Genomic DNA, 15,100 nt, shown 5'->3' on the forward strand with positions numbered 1-15,100 from the left:
GCAAATAGGTGACTGATGCACCGCTATCGCGAGCAAGCCCGCTCCCACATTGGTTATGCGTCTATATACTGGGCCTCGGTTTGCTTAGGGATTTGGACCATGCAATGGATGTTCATGCTCATTGGCCTGGTGCTCGGCTGGGCGCTGGATGAATCGTTTAGTGATGCAGGCTTCGGTGCACTACTGGGTTTGGGGGTTGGCCAGGCCATTCGCCTGTCGAACCTGGGCAGTGCCGTAAAGGCGCTGGAACAACGCCTCGCGCTGCTGGAAAAGCCGCCTCAGGTTGAACCGTCCAGGGCCGAACCCGCGCCCGCCCCAGAGCTGGTCTGGGAGCTGCCCGCCGAACTGCAATCCACCCCTGCTCCCGAACCGAGCCAACCGCTGCCGGACGACCTGTGGAAACCGGCCGCCGTTGCCCGCGAAGCTGAACCCGAAATCCCCCGTAGCCCCAACCTGATCGAACGTGCCATCGGCGCCGCGCGCAACTGGCTGCTGGGCGGCAATACCGTGCTGCGGGTCGGCGTGGTGTTGCTGTTCTTGGGCCTGGCATTTTTGCTGCGTTATGCCACCGAAGGCATGGTGGTGCCGATCGAGATGCGCTACGCCGGTGTCGCGGCCTGCGCCCTGGGCTTGCTGGGCCTGGGTTGGTGGCTGCGCCTGCGCCGGGGCAATTACGCGCTGATCCTGCAAGGCACGGGCATTGCCGTGTTGTACCTGACGGTGTTCGCCGCCATGCGCCTGCACCCGCTGCTCGATCCGGGTGCGGCGCTGGGCCTGCTGGTGGCGGTAACGGTGTTTTCGGCGATCCTGGCGATTACCCAGGACGCCATCGGCCTGGCCTGCGCCGCAGCCCTCGGCGGGTTTGCCGCGCCGATCCTGGCGTCCACTGGCGAAGGCAGCCATGTGGCGCTGTTCAGTTACTTCGCCCTGCTCAACGCCGGGATCCTCGCCATCGCCTGGTTCAAGGCCTGGCGCCTGCTCAATGTGATTGGCTTTGCCGGCACCTTCGGCATTGGCTTCGCCTGGGGGATTCGTTCCTACACCCCGGAACTGCTGTGGAGTACCGAGCCGTTCCTGATCCTGTTTTTCCTCATGTACCTGGCCATCGGCCTACTGTTTGCGCGGCGCAAACTCCTGGAAACCCCCGACGCCCCGGCCGATGACAGCCGTGGCGCGCTGCTGCGCTGGTCGGCGGCCAAGGGTGATTATGTGGATGGCGGCCTGCTGTTCGGCCCGCCGCTGGTGGCGTTTGGTTTGCAGTTCACCTTGGTGCAACACCTGGCCTTCGCTCCGGCATTCAGCGCACTGGCGTTGGGGATCATCTATATGGTCCTGGCGCGTGTGCTCAGCGGTGGGCGCACCGTGTTGCTGGCAGAAACCTGCCTGGCCCTGGGCGTGATCTTCGCCAGCCTGGCGATCCCCCTGGGCCTGGACGCGCGCTGGACCGCCGCAGCCTGGGCGGTGGAAGGCGCTGGCATCCTCTGGCTTGGCCTGCGTCAGCAGCGAGCGTTGGCGCGCGGGTTCGGCCTGCTATTGCAACTGGGCTCGGCGCTGGCCTTTCTCAGTGAGCTGGACGTGGGCGAACACACGTTGCTGGACGGCGCGGCGCTGGGCGCGTTGTTGCTCGGCGTGGCGTTGCTGTTCAGCTTCCAGCAACTGCGCACGGCCGCGCTGGCGCAGACCACGACGTGGGAGCGCCGGGGCTTGCCGGTCCTGGCCGGCCTTGGCCTGGGCTTTGTGTACCTGCTGGCGCCGTTGCTGGTGGCCGAGCAAGGCACCGCGATCAGTTGGGCGCTGGCCGGGCTGGTAACGGTGTTTGTCGGCTGGCATATCGCTTCGCGCACCTTCCTGTTCTGCGCGCTTGGCGTGCAAGTGCTGGCGGGGGCGTTGCTCATGCTCACGTCATGGGGCGGCGAAGAACTGCCGGCGTTTCGGCATATCGGTTTCTGGGCGCCGATGCTGGTGGGGTTGGCCGCATTTGTCGGCGCCTGGCGCTTGCAGGGCAGTGATCGACGGCTCAAGTTGCCCCATCTTTCCAACGGCCTGCTGGCCTGGGGCGCGGCGTGGTGGGTATTGGCGCTGAACCATGAAGTGCTGCGCTTCACCCCGCCAGAGTTGCAAGCCACGTTCCTGTTGGCGGCGGCTGCGGCCAGCGCGGCGTTGTGGATGTTGCTGGCGTTGCGCCTGCGCTGGGCCGCGCTGGGTACCCTCTGCCTGTTGCTGATGCCAGCGGCGGCGCTGGTGGTGCTGGTGTCGTTGCATCGCTATTACCACCCGGCGGCCGAATTGGGCTGGTTGGCCTGGCTGGCGGTGTTCGCCGTACATTTCATCGCGCTGCGTTATTTGGCCGACCTGGCGGCGGCAAAGGCCCTGAGCGTCGCCCATGTGCTGGGCTGCTGGATGCTGATCGGCATGCTCGCCCTGGAGCTGCGTTATGGCCTGTTGGTGCTCTCGGTGCAATACAACGCCTGGCGCTGTCTGGGCTGGGCGGTTTTCCCCAGCCTGTACCTGATAGCCGTCGCTACGCCGCGTCAGTGGCCATGGCCGATATCTGCTTATGCGCGTGAATACCGCCTGCTGGCCGCGCTGCCGCTGGCCGCGCTGATGCTGGTGTGGTTCTGGCTGGCCAATATTTTCAGCGACGGCACGGCCAGGCCATTGCCGTATGTGCCGTTGCTCAACCCCTTGGACCTGGGCCTGCTGTTTGCGCTGCTGGGCGTGTACCTGTGGGCGCGCAGTGCGGCGCCGCAACTGGGCGGCCGCACCCCGTGGATTGCCCAGGGCGTTGCCGGGGTCTCGCTGTTCGCCTTTTTCACCGCATTGGTGATGCGCGCGGCGCACCATTGGGGCGGCGTGCCGTTTCATCTGGATGCGTTGCTCGACTCAATGTTGGTCCAGGCCGGCCTGTCGATTGTCTGGACCCTGATTGCCCTGGGCCTGATGATCGGCGGGCACCTGCGCAATCGCCGGGAAGTGTGGCTGGTCGGCGCGGTGCTGATCGGCGTAGTGGTCGCCAAGTTGTTCCTCGTGGAGCTGAGCAACCGTGGCGGGCTGGAGCGGATCGTGTCGTTTATCGGCGTGGGCGGGCTGTTGCTGGTGGTGGGCTATTTTGCTCCGCTGCCGCCCAAGCGCAGTGAACCCGAGGTTCAAACCCAAGGAGCGTCCTCTTGATCGGCAAACTGAGTATTGCACTGGTGGGCCTGTGCGCCGTGTTATCGGCGTCGGCCGCAGAAGGCCTCGCCGACTTCACCACCCAAGTGCCGCTGACCGTCAGCGGCGACGGCCCCTGGTATCGCCTGGAGTTGCCGCTGGCGGTGCAATTGAGCGCCAGCCAGGCGGATCTCGGTGACCTGCGGGTGTTCAACGCGGCGGGCGAACCCCAGGCATATGCATTAGTGCGGCAGTCGGCCGCAAGCGCAAACAACCTGGCCCGGCTGAAGGGCTTCCCGCTGTATGCCGCCGACAATGCCAGCGACAGTGTGCCCAGCGTGCGCGTGCAATCCAGCGCCACGGGCACCCTGGTGCAGGTGCAGCCGTCCAGCGAGGTGCCGACCGGTGCGCAGGTGCGACGCGGCTGGCTGCTTGATGCCAGTGCAGTCAAGGCGCCGTTGCAAAAGCTGATCCTCGACTGGCCCGCCGAGCACGAGGGTTTCCAGCGTTTCAGCATCGAAGCCAGTGACGATTTGCAGCAGTGGCGCTCCTGGGGCGACGGGCAGGTGGCGCGCCTGGCATTTGCCGAGGATCGGGTGGAGCAGCGTGAAGTCGCCTTGCCAGGGCAGTCGGCGCGCTACCTGCGCCTGCTATGGCAAGGCCAGGCCGCGCCCGAGTTGACCTCCATTGAAGTGCAAAGCACCAGCAGCCTGCCGCTGTCGCTGGTGTGGTCCGAGCCTTTGGCCGGCAGCACCCTGGAGCCTGGGCAGTACAGCTGGCAGTTGCCTGGGGTGTTGAATATCGAGCGGGTGCGTGTCGAGTTGCGTCAGCCCAACAGCCTGGCGCCGGTGGGGCTGCAAGGGCGGCAGGACAACAAGCAGGCATGGCAGCCGTTGAGCCGTGGTTTGCTCTATCGCTTGGCGCAAGGCGGGCAAGAAGTCACCCAGGATCAACTGCAACTGCCGGGCTATCCGGTGCGGCAGCTCAAGCTGGAGGTGGACGAACGGGGCGGTGGCCTGGGGGCGCAGGCGCCGGCGTTGAGTTTTGCCGTGCGGGCCACGCAAGTGGTGTTCCTGGCGCGGGGCGAACCACCGTTTACCCTGGCGCTGGGCAACCCGTCGGCCAAGGCCGCGAACCTGGCACTGACCACCTTGATTCCCGGCTACACCCCGCAGCGCCTCGCGACTCTGGGCCAGGCCCGGGTCGATGGCGCGTGGCGCGCCAGTACACCGCCTGCGCCAAATGCCGCAGGTACCCACTGGAAGACAATTGGCCTGTGGGCCGTGCTGTTACTGGGCGTGGCGGCACTTGGGGCGATGGCCTACAGTCTGCTGCGCAAGCCGCCGGCCAGGCCCTGAGCCGGGGCCTACATGAACTCTGTCAGTCTTATCTCGTCTGATAGGAGGAAATGCGCCCCGACTCGCGCTAAACTGCGCGGGTTTTTAGCCCCCCCATTCTCCGGAGCCGTCCATGTCCCGCGTTACCCTGAGTCGCTATTTGATTGAGCAGACCCGCAGCAACAACACCCCTGCCGATCTGCGCTTCCTGATCGAAGTGGTGGCGCGTGCTTGCAAGGAAATCAGCCACGCCGTGTCCAAGGGCGCGCTGGGCGGTGTCCTGGGCAGCATGGGCACTGAAAACGTGCAAGGCGAAGTGCAGAAGAAACTCGACGTGATTTCCAACGAAATCCTGCTCGAAGCCAACGAATGGGGCGGTCACCTGGCCGGCATGGCGTCCGAAGAAATGGACAATGCCTACCAGATCCCGGGCAAATACCCTAAAGGCGCGTACCTGCTGGTATTCGACCCGCTGGACGGCTCGTCGAACATCGACATCAACGCGCCAGTCGGCACCATCTTCTCGGTGCTGCGTTGCCCTAACGAATACCTGAGCCAGAACGAAGCGCTGAACGAAAAGGCCTTCCTGCAGCCAGGCACCGAACAGGTTGCTGCCGGCTATGCGATCTACGGCCCGCAGACCATGCTGGTGCTGACCCTGGGTGATGGCGTCAAGGGCTTTACCCTGGACCGCGAAATGGGCAGCTTCGTGCTGACCCACGAAGACATCTCCATTCCTGCCTCGACCCAGGAATTCGCGATCAACATGTCCAACCAGCGCCACTGGGAAGAACCGGTCAAGCGCTACGTCAACGAGCTGATGGAAGGCGAAGAAGGCCCGCTGAAGAAAAACTTCAACATGCGCTGGGTGGCCGCGATGGTTGCCGACGTACACCGCATCCTGACCCGTGGTGGCCTGTTCATGTACCCACGCGACAGCCGCGAGCCGTCCAAGCCGGGCAAACTGCGCCTGATGTACGAAGCCAACCCGATGTCGTTCCTGGTTGAGCAGGCGGGCGGTGCCTCGACTGACGGCCACCAGCGCATCCTCGACATCCAGCCTGAAGGCCTGCACCAGCGTGTGGCGGTGTTCCTGGGGTCCAAGGAAGAAGTGGCGCGTGTGACCGGTTACCACAAGGCCTAAGGTCTTGCGCTAAAGAAGCCCCGAAATGCTTTCAGTGTTTCGGGGCTTTTTATTGGGTCAGATTTTTGAACAGCAGTGCCTGCAAATTCTTGCGAGTGTCGGCAATGATGTGGATGTAGAGGACCTGGCCGCGGATTTCGTAGATGATCCGGTTCATTCCGCTGATAATCTGGCGGTACCGGGTCAGGTTCAACTGCTCGATTTCTTCCGGCATCGAGCCTGTATACGGTTGGGTTTCCAGGCGACGTAAAGCCTGTTTAAGCGACTCGTAGGTCTGTTGCCAGGTTGATGTAGAGAACTGTCGTGTAAGGTAGGACTTGATTTCTTTCAGATCTTTTTTTGCAGATTGAAGAATAACAACTCGATAAGTCATTGATCTTCGTCCTGATCCAGTTCAGCGAACACGTCCTCCATATCCTCAAACTGGCCCAGCTCAATTTGTCGGTTGCCCAGTGCTAAAAGCTTCAACAGCGCCATGGTTTCTGCTTGTTCTTCAAAGCTCTTCACATCCATTACGACTAGCTTGGCCTCACCGTTTTGGGTGATGACCAGCGGCTCACGGCTTTCTGTGAGGTTTTTGACGATCTCTGCGGTATGGCTTTTGAGGTAACTGATCGGCTTTATCTGAGATGAGAATTTCATGACATGACCCCTCTGCTCGAAATTGGGACTGATTTTAGTCTTTATTCAGTCATCAGGGGGCTGAAGCCTCATCCTGATCGACGAAAGGCGGCGCTTTACTCCTCAGAAAATTTGTCGAAAAAGGCCACCTCGCAGAAAAAAGAAATACCACCCCCCTCCGGGAACCAGACCCCCCTTTTCCCTTCTAAGCTTCTGGCAGACCCCCACTGCTGCGTGTCCCTCCAGGAGCTCTACCATGTCGTTACGCCGTCTCGCCCTCTTGTGCTTTTGCGTGCTGTTGGCCGCTTGCAGCAAGGTCACCCAGGAAAATTACCAGAAGCTCTCGGCTGGCATGGCCAAGGCTGAAGTGGAGTCGTTGCTGGGCAAGCCCACCGATTGTTCTGGCGCACTGGGCATGTCCAGTTGCACCTGGGGCGATAAAAACAGCTTTATCAGCGTGCAGTACGCCGGTGACAAAGTTCTGATGTTTTCCGGGCAAGGCCTGAAGTAAACCGGGGCGCAAGCCTGCGGGAGAAGAAGAATGATGCGTTTCGTTTTATACCTTTGCGCCAGCCTGTTTTTGGCAGGCTGCGCCAGCCATTCTGGCGATGATCTGCAACCCAAGACTGTCGGCAGCGTCAACCTCAAGCGTTACCAGGGCACCTGGTACGAACTGGCCCGCTTGCCCATGTACTTCCAGCGCAACTGTGCGCAATCCGAGGCCCGCTACTCCCTGTTGCCCGATGGCGACATGTCAGTGTTCAACCGTTGCCTGACCACCGAGTGGAAGTGGGAAGAAGCCAAGGGCACGGCCACGCCGCAGGTACCGGGCAAGACCGACAAGCTGTGGGTCGAATTCAATAACTGGTTCACCGCGTTGCTACCGGGCGTGGCCAAGGGCGATTACTGGGTGTTGTATGTCAGCGATGACTACAAGACCGCCATCGTCGGCAGCCCGAGCCGGCGCTATATGTGGCTGCTGTCACGCACGCCGACCGTCAGCGCCGACACCCGTGAAGACCTGCTGAGCCGGGCGCGCCAGCAGGGTTACGACACCACACGGTTGATCTGGCGTACGTCGGACAAACAGATGGCCAAGACCTCGCAGTAACCCGAAACAAGGTCGAGCAAAGAAGGGCGGGCATGCCATAAAGCCCGCTCTTTTTTTTGCTGGTTTTTTGCAAAGCCAGAAGGGCACCACACTACCCAATGTGGGAGCGGGCTTGCCTGCGATGGCGGCGGGCCAGTCGATGACGATTTCCACTGACACACGGCTATCGCGGGCAAGCCCGCTCCCACAGGGGTTATGTGTTGTTCTTAAGACAGTAGGTCTCTGAGGACTTGCGTGAAGGCCCGGCTGCTCTCTTCCTCGCCCGCATGATGCCCATCGCGCACCACCCACTGGCCGTTGACCAGCACATCGCGCACCTGCCGATCCCCTCCGGCAAACAACCAGCGATTAAGAATGCCATCCTCATGGGCCGTCGCCAGGTACGGATCATTGCCATCGAGCACCAGCCAGTCCGCGCGCTTGCCGACTTCCAGGCGGCCAATCGGTTGCCCCAGCGCCTGCGCGCCGCCGTCCAGGGCTGCGTCATACAGGGTGCGGCCGACCATCGGTTGATCGCTGCGATACAGCCGGTTGCGCCGCTGGTCGCGCAGGCGCTGGCCGTATTCCAGCCAGCGCAGTTCTTCGACCACGCTCAAGGACACATGGCTGTCCGACCCAATCCCCATGCGCCCGCCCTGGGCCAGGAAGTCCACCGCCGGGAAGATCCCGTCGCCCAGGTTGGCCTCGGTGGTCAGGCACAGCCCGGCGATCGCCCGGCTGTTGGCCATCAATGTCACTTCGTCGGGGTTGGCGTGGGTGGCGTGCACCAGGCACCAGCGCTGGTCGACGTGCACATTGTCATACAGCCATTGCAGTGGGCGCTTGCCGCTCCAGGCCAGGCAGTCATCGACTTCCTTTTGCTGCTCGGCGATGTGGATGTGCACCGGGCAGGCCTGGTCGCTGGCGGCCAGCACTGCGCTGATCTGTTGCGGCGTTACCGCGCGCAATGAGTGGAAACACAGGCCCAGTTGCTGGGCCGGTTGTGCCGCCAGGATCGGTTGCAGGCGCGCTTGCAGCTCCAGGTAGTTATCGGTGCTGTTGATAAAGCGGCGCTGTCCGTCGTTCGGCGCCTGGCCGCCAAAGCCCGAGTGGCTGTAGAGCACTGGCAGCAAGGTCAGGCCGATCCCGCTGCTGGCCGCGGCCAGGCTGATCTGGCGCGACAGTTCGGTGGGGTCGCTGTAAGGCTGGCCGCTGATATCGTGGTGCACATAGTGGAACTCGGCGACCGAGGTGTAGCCGGCCTTGAGCATCTCGATATACAGCTGGCGCGCGATGACCTGCAATTGCTCGGGGCTGATCTGGCCGACCATGCGGTACATCAGGTCACGCCAGGTCCAGAAGCTGTCATTGGGGTTGCCGGCGACTTCCGCCAGCCCCGCCATGGCCCGTTGGAACGCATGGGAGTGCAGGTTCGGCATGCCCGGCAACACAGGGCCTCTCAGTCGTTCGGCGCCGTCTGCGCTGGCATTGGCCGTCACGTTGGTCAGCAGGCCATCGGCGCTGACTTCAAGGCGTACATCAGTGGCCCATCCATTAGGCAGCAGCGCGCGTTCGGCAAAGAAAGCGGACATGATCAAGGCACCCCGGTCGTGTGTTTATTTGTATATACATATACAGACGTTTGCCTGCTCGGTAAACTCCGGCAATCTATGCATCTTTTCCTCCTGCAAGGATTCCCCGTGCCGACTCCGCCCGCCAAGTCCCCGCTGGCTGCCCACATGGACGAAAGTCCGGCGCCCTTGTATGCCCGCGTCAAGCAGATGATCAGCCAGCAGATTCTCAACGGCAACTGGCCGCCGCACTATCGTGTGCCGTCGGAAAGCGAGTTGGTCAACCAGTTGGGCTTCAGCCGCATGACCATCAACCGCGCCCTGCGGGAGCTGACCGCCGAAGGTCTGCTGGTGCGCATGCAAGGCGTCGGCACCTTCGTTGCCGAGCCCAAGAGCCAGTCGGCGCTGTTCGAGGTGCATAACATCGCCGATGAGATCGCCTCCCGCGGCCATCGCCACACCTGCAAGGTGATTACCCTGGGCGAGGAGGCTGCTGGTTCCGAGCGCGCCGTGGCCCTGGAAATGCGTGAAGGCGGGCGGGTGTTCCACTCGCTGATCGTGCACTACGAAAACGATATCCCGGTGCAAATCGAAGACCGTTTCGTCAACGCCCTGGTCGCCCCCCAGTACCTGCAACAGGATTTCACCCAGCAAACCCCCTACGCCTATCTCAACCAGGTGGCGCCGCTGACCGAGGGTGAGCATGTGGTGGAAGCGATCCTGGCCGACCCGCAGGAATGCAAGCTGCTGCAGATCGAGGCCGGCGAGCCGTGCCTGCTGATTCGCCGGCGCACCTGGTCCGGGCGCCAGCCGGTGACCGCTGCGCGGCTGATCCACCCAGGTTCGCGGCATAGCCTCGAAGGACGCTTCAGCAAATGAGTGCAGTCAAGGTCTGGCGCGCCGCCGATTACGTCCGCATGCCGTGGAAAAACGGCGGTGGCAGCACCGAAGAAATCACCCGTGATGCAGGCTTTGGCCTCGACGGTTTTGGCTGGCGCCTGTCGATTGCCGACATCGGCGAGTCGGGTGGTTTTTCCACGTTTGCCGGGTATCAGCGGATCATCACCGTGATCCAGGGTGCCGGCATGGTGCTGACGGTGGACGGCGAAGAGCAGCGCGGCCTGCTGCCTCTGCAGCCGTTTGCCTTCAAGGGTGAAAGCCAGGTGGCGTGCCGCCTGATCACCGGGCCGATTCGCGACTTCAACCTGATCTATTCGCCCCAGCGTTACCACGCACGTTTGCAATGGGTGGACGGGGTGCAGCAGTTTTTCAGTACCGCTCACACCGTGCTGGTGTTCAGTGTGGCCGATGAGGTGAAGGTGCTGGGCGAAGTGCTGGGCCATCATGATTGTTTGCAGGTGGACGGTAACAGTGACTTGCTGGATATCGGCGTGACAGGTCGCTGCTGCCTGATCGAACTGACCGCACGCGATTAAACCTGTGGGAGCTGGCTTGCCTGCGATTGCGGTGTGTCAGACAAATGGCTATCGCAGGCAGTCCAGCTCCCACATGGGTTATGTATAGGCTGCACAATCTGTTTCCAGTCCCGCACCAAGTTGTTACCGAATGCCCCAGCATGGCGCAATACCCTGCTTTTGTAACAACTCCCCAACTGTCCAAACCAGTGCTTTAAGAAATTTCATCAAGCCTCGAAGCCTTGATTTCCGAGGCCTGCACGCCCACCACAAAAAAATCTTAAGCTCTCTCTCATCAAGTTGGCCGCTCGATTGCATATGCTTGTATGTACAAGTAAAGGTGTGTGCATAAGAGTCGCTAAACATCCTCTTCGCACCATCGTGTTCGCGCATCGATTGCTGAGGAGTTTTTTGTGACTGACTTTTCCCAGAACAAGCCTACCAAGTACCGCGACGTTGAAATCCGCGCCGCCCGTGGCAACACGCTCACCGCCAAAAGCTGGCTGACTGAAGCGCCGCTGCGCATGCTGATGAACAACCTCGACCCGCAAGTGGCCGAGAACCCCAAAGAGTTGGTGGTGTACGGCGGTATCGGCCGTGCGGCGCGTAACTGGGAGTGCTACGACCAGATCGTCGAAAGCCTGACCAACCTGAACGACGACGAAACCCTGCTGGTGCAATCGGGCAAGCCGGTCGGCGTGTTCAAGACCCACAGCAATGCCCCGCGTGTGCTGATCGCCAACTCCAACCTGGTGCCGCACTGGGCCAGTTGGGAGCATTTCAACGAACTGGATGCCAAGGGCCTGGCCATGTACGGCCAGATGACCGCCGGCAGCTGGATCTACATCGGCAGCCAGGGCATCGTTCAGGGCACCTACGAAACCTTCGTCGAGGCCGGTCGCCAGCATTACGATTCAAACCTCAAGGGCCGTTGGGTGCTCACCGCCGGCCTCGGCGGCATGGGCGGCGCCCAGCCTCTGGCCGCGACCCTGGCCGGCGCGTGCTCGCTGAACATTGAATGCCAGCAGGTCAGTATCGATTTCCGCTTGAACAGCCGTTATGTCGACGAACAAGCCCGCGACCTCGACGACGCCCTGGCGCGCATCGCCAAGTACACCAAGGAAGGCAAGGCCATCTCCATCGCCCTGCTGGGCAACGCTGCCGAAATCCTCCCGGAACTGGTCAAGCGCGGCGTGCGCCCGGACATGGTCACTGACCAGACCAGCGCCCACGACCCACTCAATGGCTACCTGCCCGCCGGTTGGACCTGGGACCAATACCGCGCCCGCGCCAAGACCGAACCGGCCGCCGTGATCAAGGCCGCCAAGCAGTCGATGGCCGTACACGTCAAGGCGATGCTGGACTTCCAGAAAATGGGCGTACCGACCTTCGACTACGGCAACAACATCCGTCAGATGGCGCAGGAAGAAGGCGTGGAAAACGCATTCGACTTCCCAGGCTTTGTACCGGCCTACATCCGCCCGCTGTTCTGCCGTGGCATCGGCCCGTTCCGCTGGGCGGCACTGTCGGGCGACCCGCAAGACATCTACAAGACCGACGCCAAGGTCAAAGAACTGATCCCCGACGACGCCCACCTGCACAACTGGCTGGACATGGCCCGCGAGCGCATCAGCTTCCAGGGCCTGCCGGCGCGCATCTGCTGGGTTGGCCTGGGCCAGCGCGCCAAGCTCGGCCTGGCATTCAACGAAATGGTGCGCAGCGGCGAGTTGTCGGCACCGGTGGTGATCGGCCGTGACCACCTGGACTCCGGCTCGGTATCAAGCCCCAACCGCGAAACCGAATCCATGCAGGACGGTTCCGACGCCGTGTCCGACTGGCCACTGCTCAACGCCTTGCTCAACACCGCCAGCGGCGCGACCTGGGTTTCGCTGCACCACGGTGGTGGCGTGGGCATGGGCTTCTCCCAGCACTCCGGCATGGTCATCGTCTGCGACGGTACCGACGAAGCCGCCGAGCGCATTGCCCGCGTGCTGCACAACGACCCGGCCACCGGGGTGATGCGTCATGCCGATGCGGGCTATCAGATCGCGATCGATTGCGCCAAGGAGCAGGGCCTGAACCTGCCAATGATCAAGTAACGCCTTGTGGGAGCTGGCTTGCCTGCGATGGCATCAGCCCGGTCTGCCTGACAGACCCAGTCGCCCGCATCGCAGGCAAGCCAGCTCCCACATTTGACCTGCTGTGTATTTGAAACATGTTTGAGCCGCACCACCGAAAACAATCCATTAGAGGTTGAATACCCATGGCTGCAAAAGACGCGCGTGCAAGCTCCACCCCGTTGATCGAAAGGCGTTCGATCGACTACATCCCGGAAGCGGAAAGACACGGTCGTCTATTGAGCCAGTTCACCCTGTGGATGGGTGCCAACCTGCAAATCACCGCGATTGTCACCGGGGCCCTGGCCGTGGTGCTGGGCGGTGATGTGTTCTGGTCGTTGATCGGTCTGTTGGTCGGTCAACTGCTGGGCGGCGGCGTGATGGCGTTGCATGCGGCGCAAGGGCCCAGGCTTGGCCTGCCGCAGATGATTTCCAGCCGGGTGCAGTTCGGTGTGTATGGCGCAGCCATCCCGATTGTGCTGGTGTGCTTGATGTACCTCGGTTTCACCGCCACCGGGACCGTGCTGTCCGGCCAGGCGCTGGGCCAGTTGTTTGGGGTCAGCGACAGCGTTGGCATTCTGATTTTCGCCAGTGTCATCGTGCTGGTCACGGTGCTCGGTTACCGGGTGATCCATTTCATCGGTCGTGTCGCCAGCGTCATTGGCGTGATTGCCTTTGTGTACCTGTTCAGCCGCCTGATGAGCCAGACCGACGTTGGCGCACTCCTGCAAATCCGTCACTTCAGCTGGAGCAGCTTCCTACTCGCGGTATCGCTCGCGGCCTCCTGGCAGATCGCCTTCGGGCCCTATGTGGCGGACTATTCCCGCTACCTGCCGCGCAACACGTCCTCGGTGAAAACCTTCCTGGCCGCAGGCGCAGGCTCGGTCATTGGCGCACAGGTGGCGATGATCCTCGGTGTGTTTGCCGCTGCGATGTCCAACGGCAAATTTGCCGGTAACGAAGTGGCCTACATCGTGGGCCTGGGCGGCACGGGGGCTACGGCGGCACTGCTGTATTTCAGCATCGCGTTCGGCAAGGTCACCATTTCCACGCTGAACTCCTACGGCAGCTTCATGTGCATTGCGACCATCGTCAGCGGTTTTCGCGGGCGCATGGAGGTTTCGCGCATGCAGCGCCTGGTTTTCGTGCTGGCCATCGTCGGCGCGGCGACTCTGATCGCGTTGCTCGGGCAGCACTCGTTCCTCAGTGCGTTCAAGTCCTTCATCCTGTTTTTGCTGGCGTTCTTTACGCCCTGGAGCGCGATCAACCTGGTGGACTACTACTGCATCACCCGCGATCGCTATGACGTGCCGGCGCTGGCCGATCCAAATGGCCGCTACGGCCGCTGGAACCCGCTGGGGATCAGCGTCTATGTGTTCGGGGTGCTGGTGCAGTTGCCGTTCATCGCCACCAAGTTCTACACCGGTCCCCTGGTGGCCAGCCTGGGGGGTGTGGATATTTCCTGGATCATCGGCCTGGTACTGCCCGCCGCCCTGTATTACCTGTGTGCGAAAAAATGGCACGGTGCGATTCCTGAGCGGCTGATCCTGCCGGTAGAGCAGGGCGCTGCACCCCAAGTTACCCCTAAAAACAACGGGCTGAGTGCACAAGCCTGATGGGACGTGGACAAGGCAGGATGCCTTTTGACTGCCGTAATCCATTTCATGATTGGGAGCGTCACATAATGAGAATGCATAAGACCCTGCTGACCCCATTGCTCGCCGCCGGCCTGCTGGCCAGCGCTGGCGCCACCCAGGCGGCCGGCTGGTGCGAGTCGGGCAAGCCGGTGAAGTTCGCCGGCCTGAACTGGGAAAGCGGCATGTTGCTGACTGACGTCCTGCAAGTGGTCCTGGAAAAAGGCTACGACTGTAAAACCGATAGCCTGCCGGGCAATTCCATCACCATGGAAAACGCCCTGGGCAGCAACGATATCCAGATCTTCGCCGAAGAGTGGGTTGGCCGCAGTGAAGTGTGGAAAAAGGCCGAGAAGGCCGGCAAGGTCGTGGGTGTCGGTGCGCCCGTGGTCGGCGCGGTTGAAGGCTGGTACGTGCCGCGCTACGTGATCGAAGGCGACGCCAAGCGCAAGCTCGAAGCCAAGGCCCCGGACCTGAAAAGCATCGCCGACCTGGCCAAGTATTCCGCAGTGTTCAAGGACCAGGAAGAGCCCGCCAAAGGCCGCTTCTACAACTGCCCGGCCGGCTGGACCTGCGAGCTGGACAACAGCGAAATGCTCAAGAGCTACGGCCTGGAAAATTCCTATACCAACTTCCGCCCAGGCACCGGCCCGGCGCTGGATGCAGCGGTGCTGTCGAGCTACAAGCGTGGCGAACCGATCCTGTTCTACTACTGGTCGCCGACGCCACTGATGGGCCAGGTGGACCTGGTCAAGCTCGACGAAAAACCCGGCGTGGATAAAAGCGTGACCATCAAGGTCGGCCTGTCCAAGACGTTCCACGAGCAGGCCCCGGAACTGGTGGCGGTGCTGGAGAAGGTCAACCTGCCGATCGACCTGCTCAACCAGAACCTGGCGCGCATGAGCAAAGAGCGGATTGATTCGTCGAAGCTGGCGAAGATTTTCCTCAAGGAGCATCCAGAGGTCTGGCACGCCTGGGTCAGTGAAGACGCAGCCAAGAAAATAGACGCGGCCTTGTAGGC

The 15,100-nt window shown here is 62.0% G+C and carries 13 protein-coding genes; 10 read left to right on the forward strand and 3 right to left on the reverse strand.

The annotated features are described in order from the left end of the window. The first annotated feature begins 99 nt into the window (after window positions 1–99). The 3 genes from ACO77H_RS01630 to ACO77H_RS01640 all read left to right on the forward strand — a co-directional run bounded on the left by ACO77H_RS01630 (window position 100) and on the right by ACO77H_RS01640 (window position 5,631). Window positions 100–3,171 (forward strand): DUF2339 domain-containing protein, encoded by a 3,072-nt coding sequence (locus tag ACO77H_RS01630; RefSeq protein WP_432754916.1) that lies wholly within the window; start codon window positions 100–102, stop codon window positions 3,169–3,171. Further along, window positions 3,171–4,508, forward strand: a complete 1,338-nt coding sequence (locus tag ACO77H_RS01635) for a DUF3999 domain-containing protein (RefSeq protein ID WP_432755726.1) — start codon at window positions 3,171–3,173, stop codon at window positions 4,506–4,508. Before ACO77H_RS01630 ends, ACO77H_RS01635 begins: the two co-directional genes overlap by 1 nt. Window positions 4,509–4,620: 112 nt before the next feature. Then, entirely contained in the window at window positions 4,621–5,631 is a 1,011-nt protein-coding gene (locus ACO77H_RS01640) for a class 1 fructose-bisphosphatase (RefSeq protein ID WP_057437154.1), read from the forward strand. A gap of 49 nt (window positions 5,632–5,680) precedes the next feature. On the opposite strand, the gene ACO77H_RS01645 is transcribed toward ACO77H_RS01640, so the two are convergent. Both ACO77H_RS01645 and ACO77H_RS01650 read right to left on the reverse strand, forming a co-directional pair. Then, window positions 5,681–6,004: a type II toxin-antitoxin system RelE/ParE family toxin gene (locus ACO77H_RS01645; RefSeq protein ID WP_432754917.1), complete on the reverse strand. Its 324-nt coding sequence runs from the start codon at window positions 6,002–6,004 to the stop codon at window positions 5,681–5,683. Then, window positions 6,001–6,273 carry a type II toxin-antitoxin system Phd/YefM family antitoxin gene (locus ACO77H_RS01650; protein ID WP_432754918.1) on the reverse strand — a complete coding sequence of 91 codons (273 nt, stop codon included), beginning with the start codon at window positions 6,271–6,273 and terminating at the stop codon, window positions 6,001–6,003. The genes ACO77H_RS01645 and ACO77H_RS01650 overlap by 4 nt, the downstream gene beginning before the upstream one ends. 235 nt (window positions 6,274–6,508) lie before the next feature. Here ACO77H_RS01650 and ACO77H_RS01655 point away from each other — a divergent pair, with 235 nt between their 5' ends. Both ACO77H_RS01655 and ACO77H_RS01660 read left to right on the forward strand, forming a co-directional pair. Next, window positions 6,509–6,763 (forward strand): lipoprotein, encoded by a 255-nt coding sequence (locus ACO77H_RS01655; RefSeq protein WP_038445326.1) that lies wholly within the window; start codon window positions 6,509–6,511, stop codon window positions 6,761–6,763. A gap of 30 nt (window positions 6,764–6,793) precedes the next feature. Then, window positions 6,794–7,363, forward strand: a complete 570-nt coding sequence (locus tag ACO77H_RS01660; RefSeq protein ID WP_032862264.1) for a lipocalin family protein — start codon at window positions 6,794–6,796, stop codon at window positions 7,361–7,363. A 206-nt stretch (window positions 7,364–7,569) separates the two neighbouring features. On the opposite strand, the gene ACO77H_RS01665 is transcribed toward ACO77H_RS01660, so the two are convergent. Beyond that, complete coding sequence (locus ACO77H_RS01665; RefSeq protein ID WP_170042370.1) at window positions 7,570–8,934, reverse strand: formimidoylglutamate deiminase; 1,365 nt, start codon at window positions 8,932–8,934, stop codon at window positions 7,570–7,572. Window positions 8,935–9,012: 78 nt separating this feature from the next. Between ACO77H_RS01665 and hutC the strand changes: the two genes are divergently transcribed. From hutC to ACO77H_RS01690, 5 genes are all read left to right on the forward strand, one after another. Continuing rightward, window positions 9,013–9,792, forward strand: a complete 780-nt coding sequence (gene hutC, locus ACO77H_RS01670) for a histidine utilization repressor (protein WP_169955658.1) — start codon at window positions 9,013–9,015, stop codon at window positions 9,790–9,792. Then, the gene (locus ACO77H_RS01675) at window positions 9,789–10,349 is read left to right on the forward strand and encodes a HutD/Ves family protein (protein ID WP_432754919.1); all 561 of its coding nucleotides are present in this window, start codon (window positions 9,789–9,791) and stop codon (window positions 10,347–10,349) included. Before hutC ends, ACO77H_RS01675 begins: the two co-directional genes overlap by 4 nt. Before the next feature lie 392 nt (window positions 10,350–10,741). Beyond that, window positions 10,742–12,427, forward strand: coding sequence for a urocanate hydratase (gene hutU / locus ACO77H_RS01680; RefSeq protein WP_170042371.1), 1,686 nt, complete (start codon window positions 10,742–10,744; stop codon window positions 12,425–12,427). 164 nt (window positions 12,428–12,591) lie between these two features. Next, window positions 12,592–14,061, forward strand: a complete 1,470-nt coding sequence (locus tag ACO77H_RS01685) for a purine-cytosine permease family protein (protein ID WP_169955661.1) — start codon at window positions 12,592–12,594, stop codon at window positions 14,059–14,061. A 68-nt stretch (window positions 14,062–14,129) separates the two neighbouring features. Then, complete coding sequence (locus ACO77H_RS01690; protein ID WP_169955662.1) at window positions 14,130–15,098, forward strand: ABC transporter substrate-binding protein; 969 nt, start codon at window positions 14,130–14,132, stop codon at window positions 15,096–15,098. The last annotated feature ends 2 nt before the right edge of the window (window positions 15,099–15,100 follow it).

The organism is Pseudomonas sp. WMBT8, from assembly GCF_050916005.1.
GTDB lineage: Bacteria > Pseudomonadota > Gammaproteobacteria > Pseudomonadales > Pseudomonadaceae > Aquipseudomonas.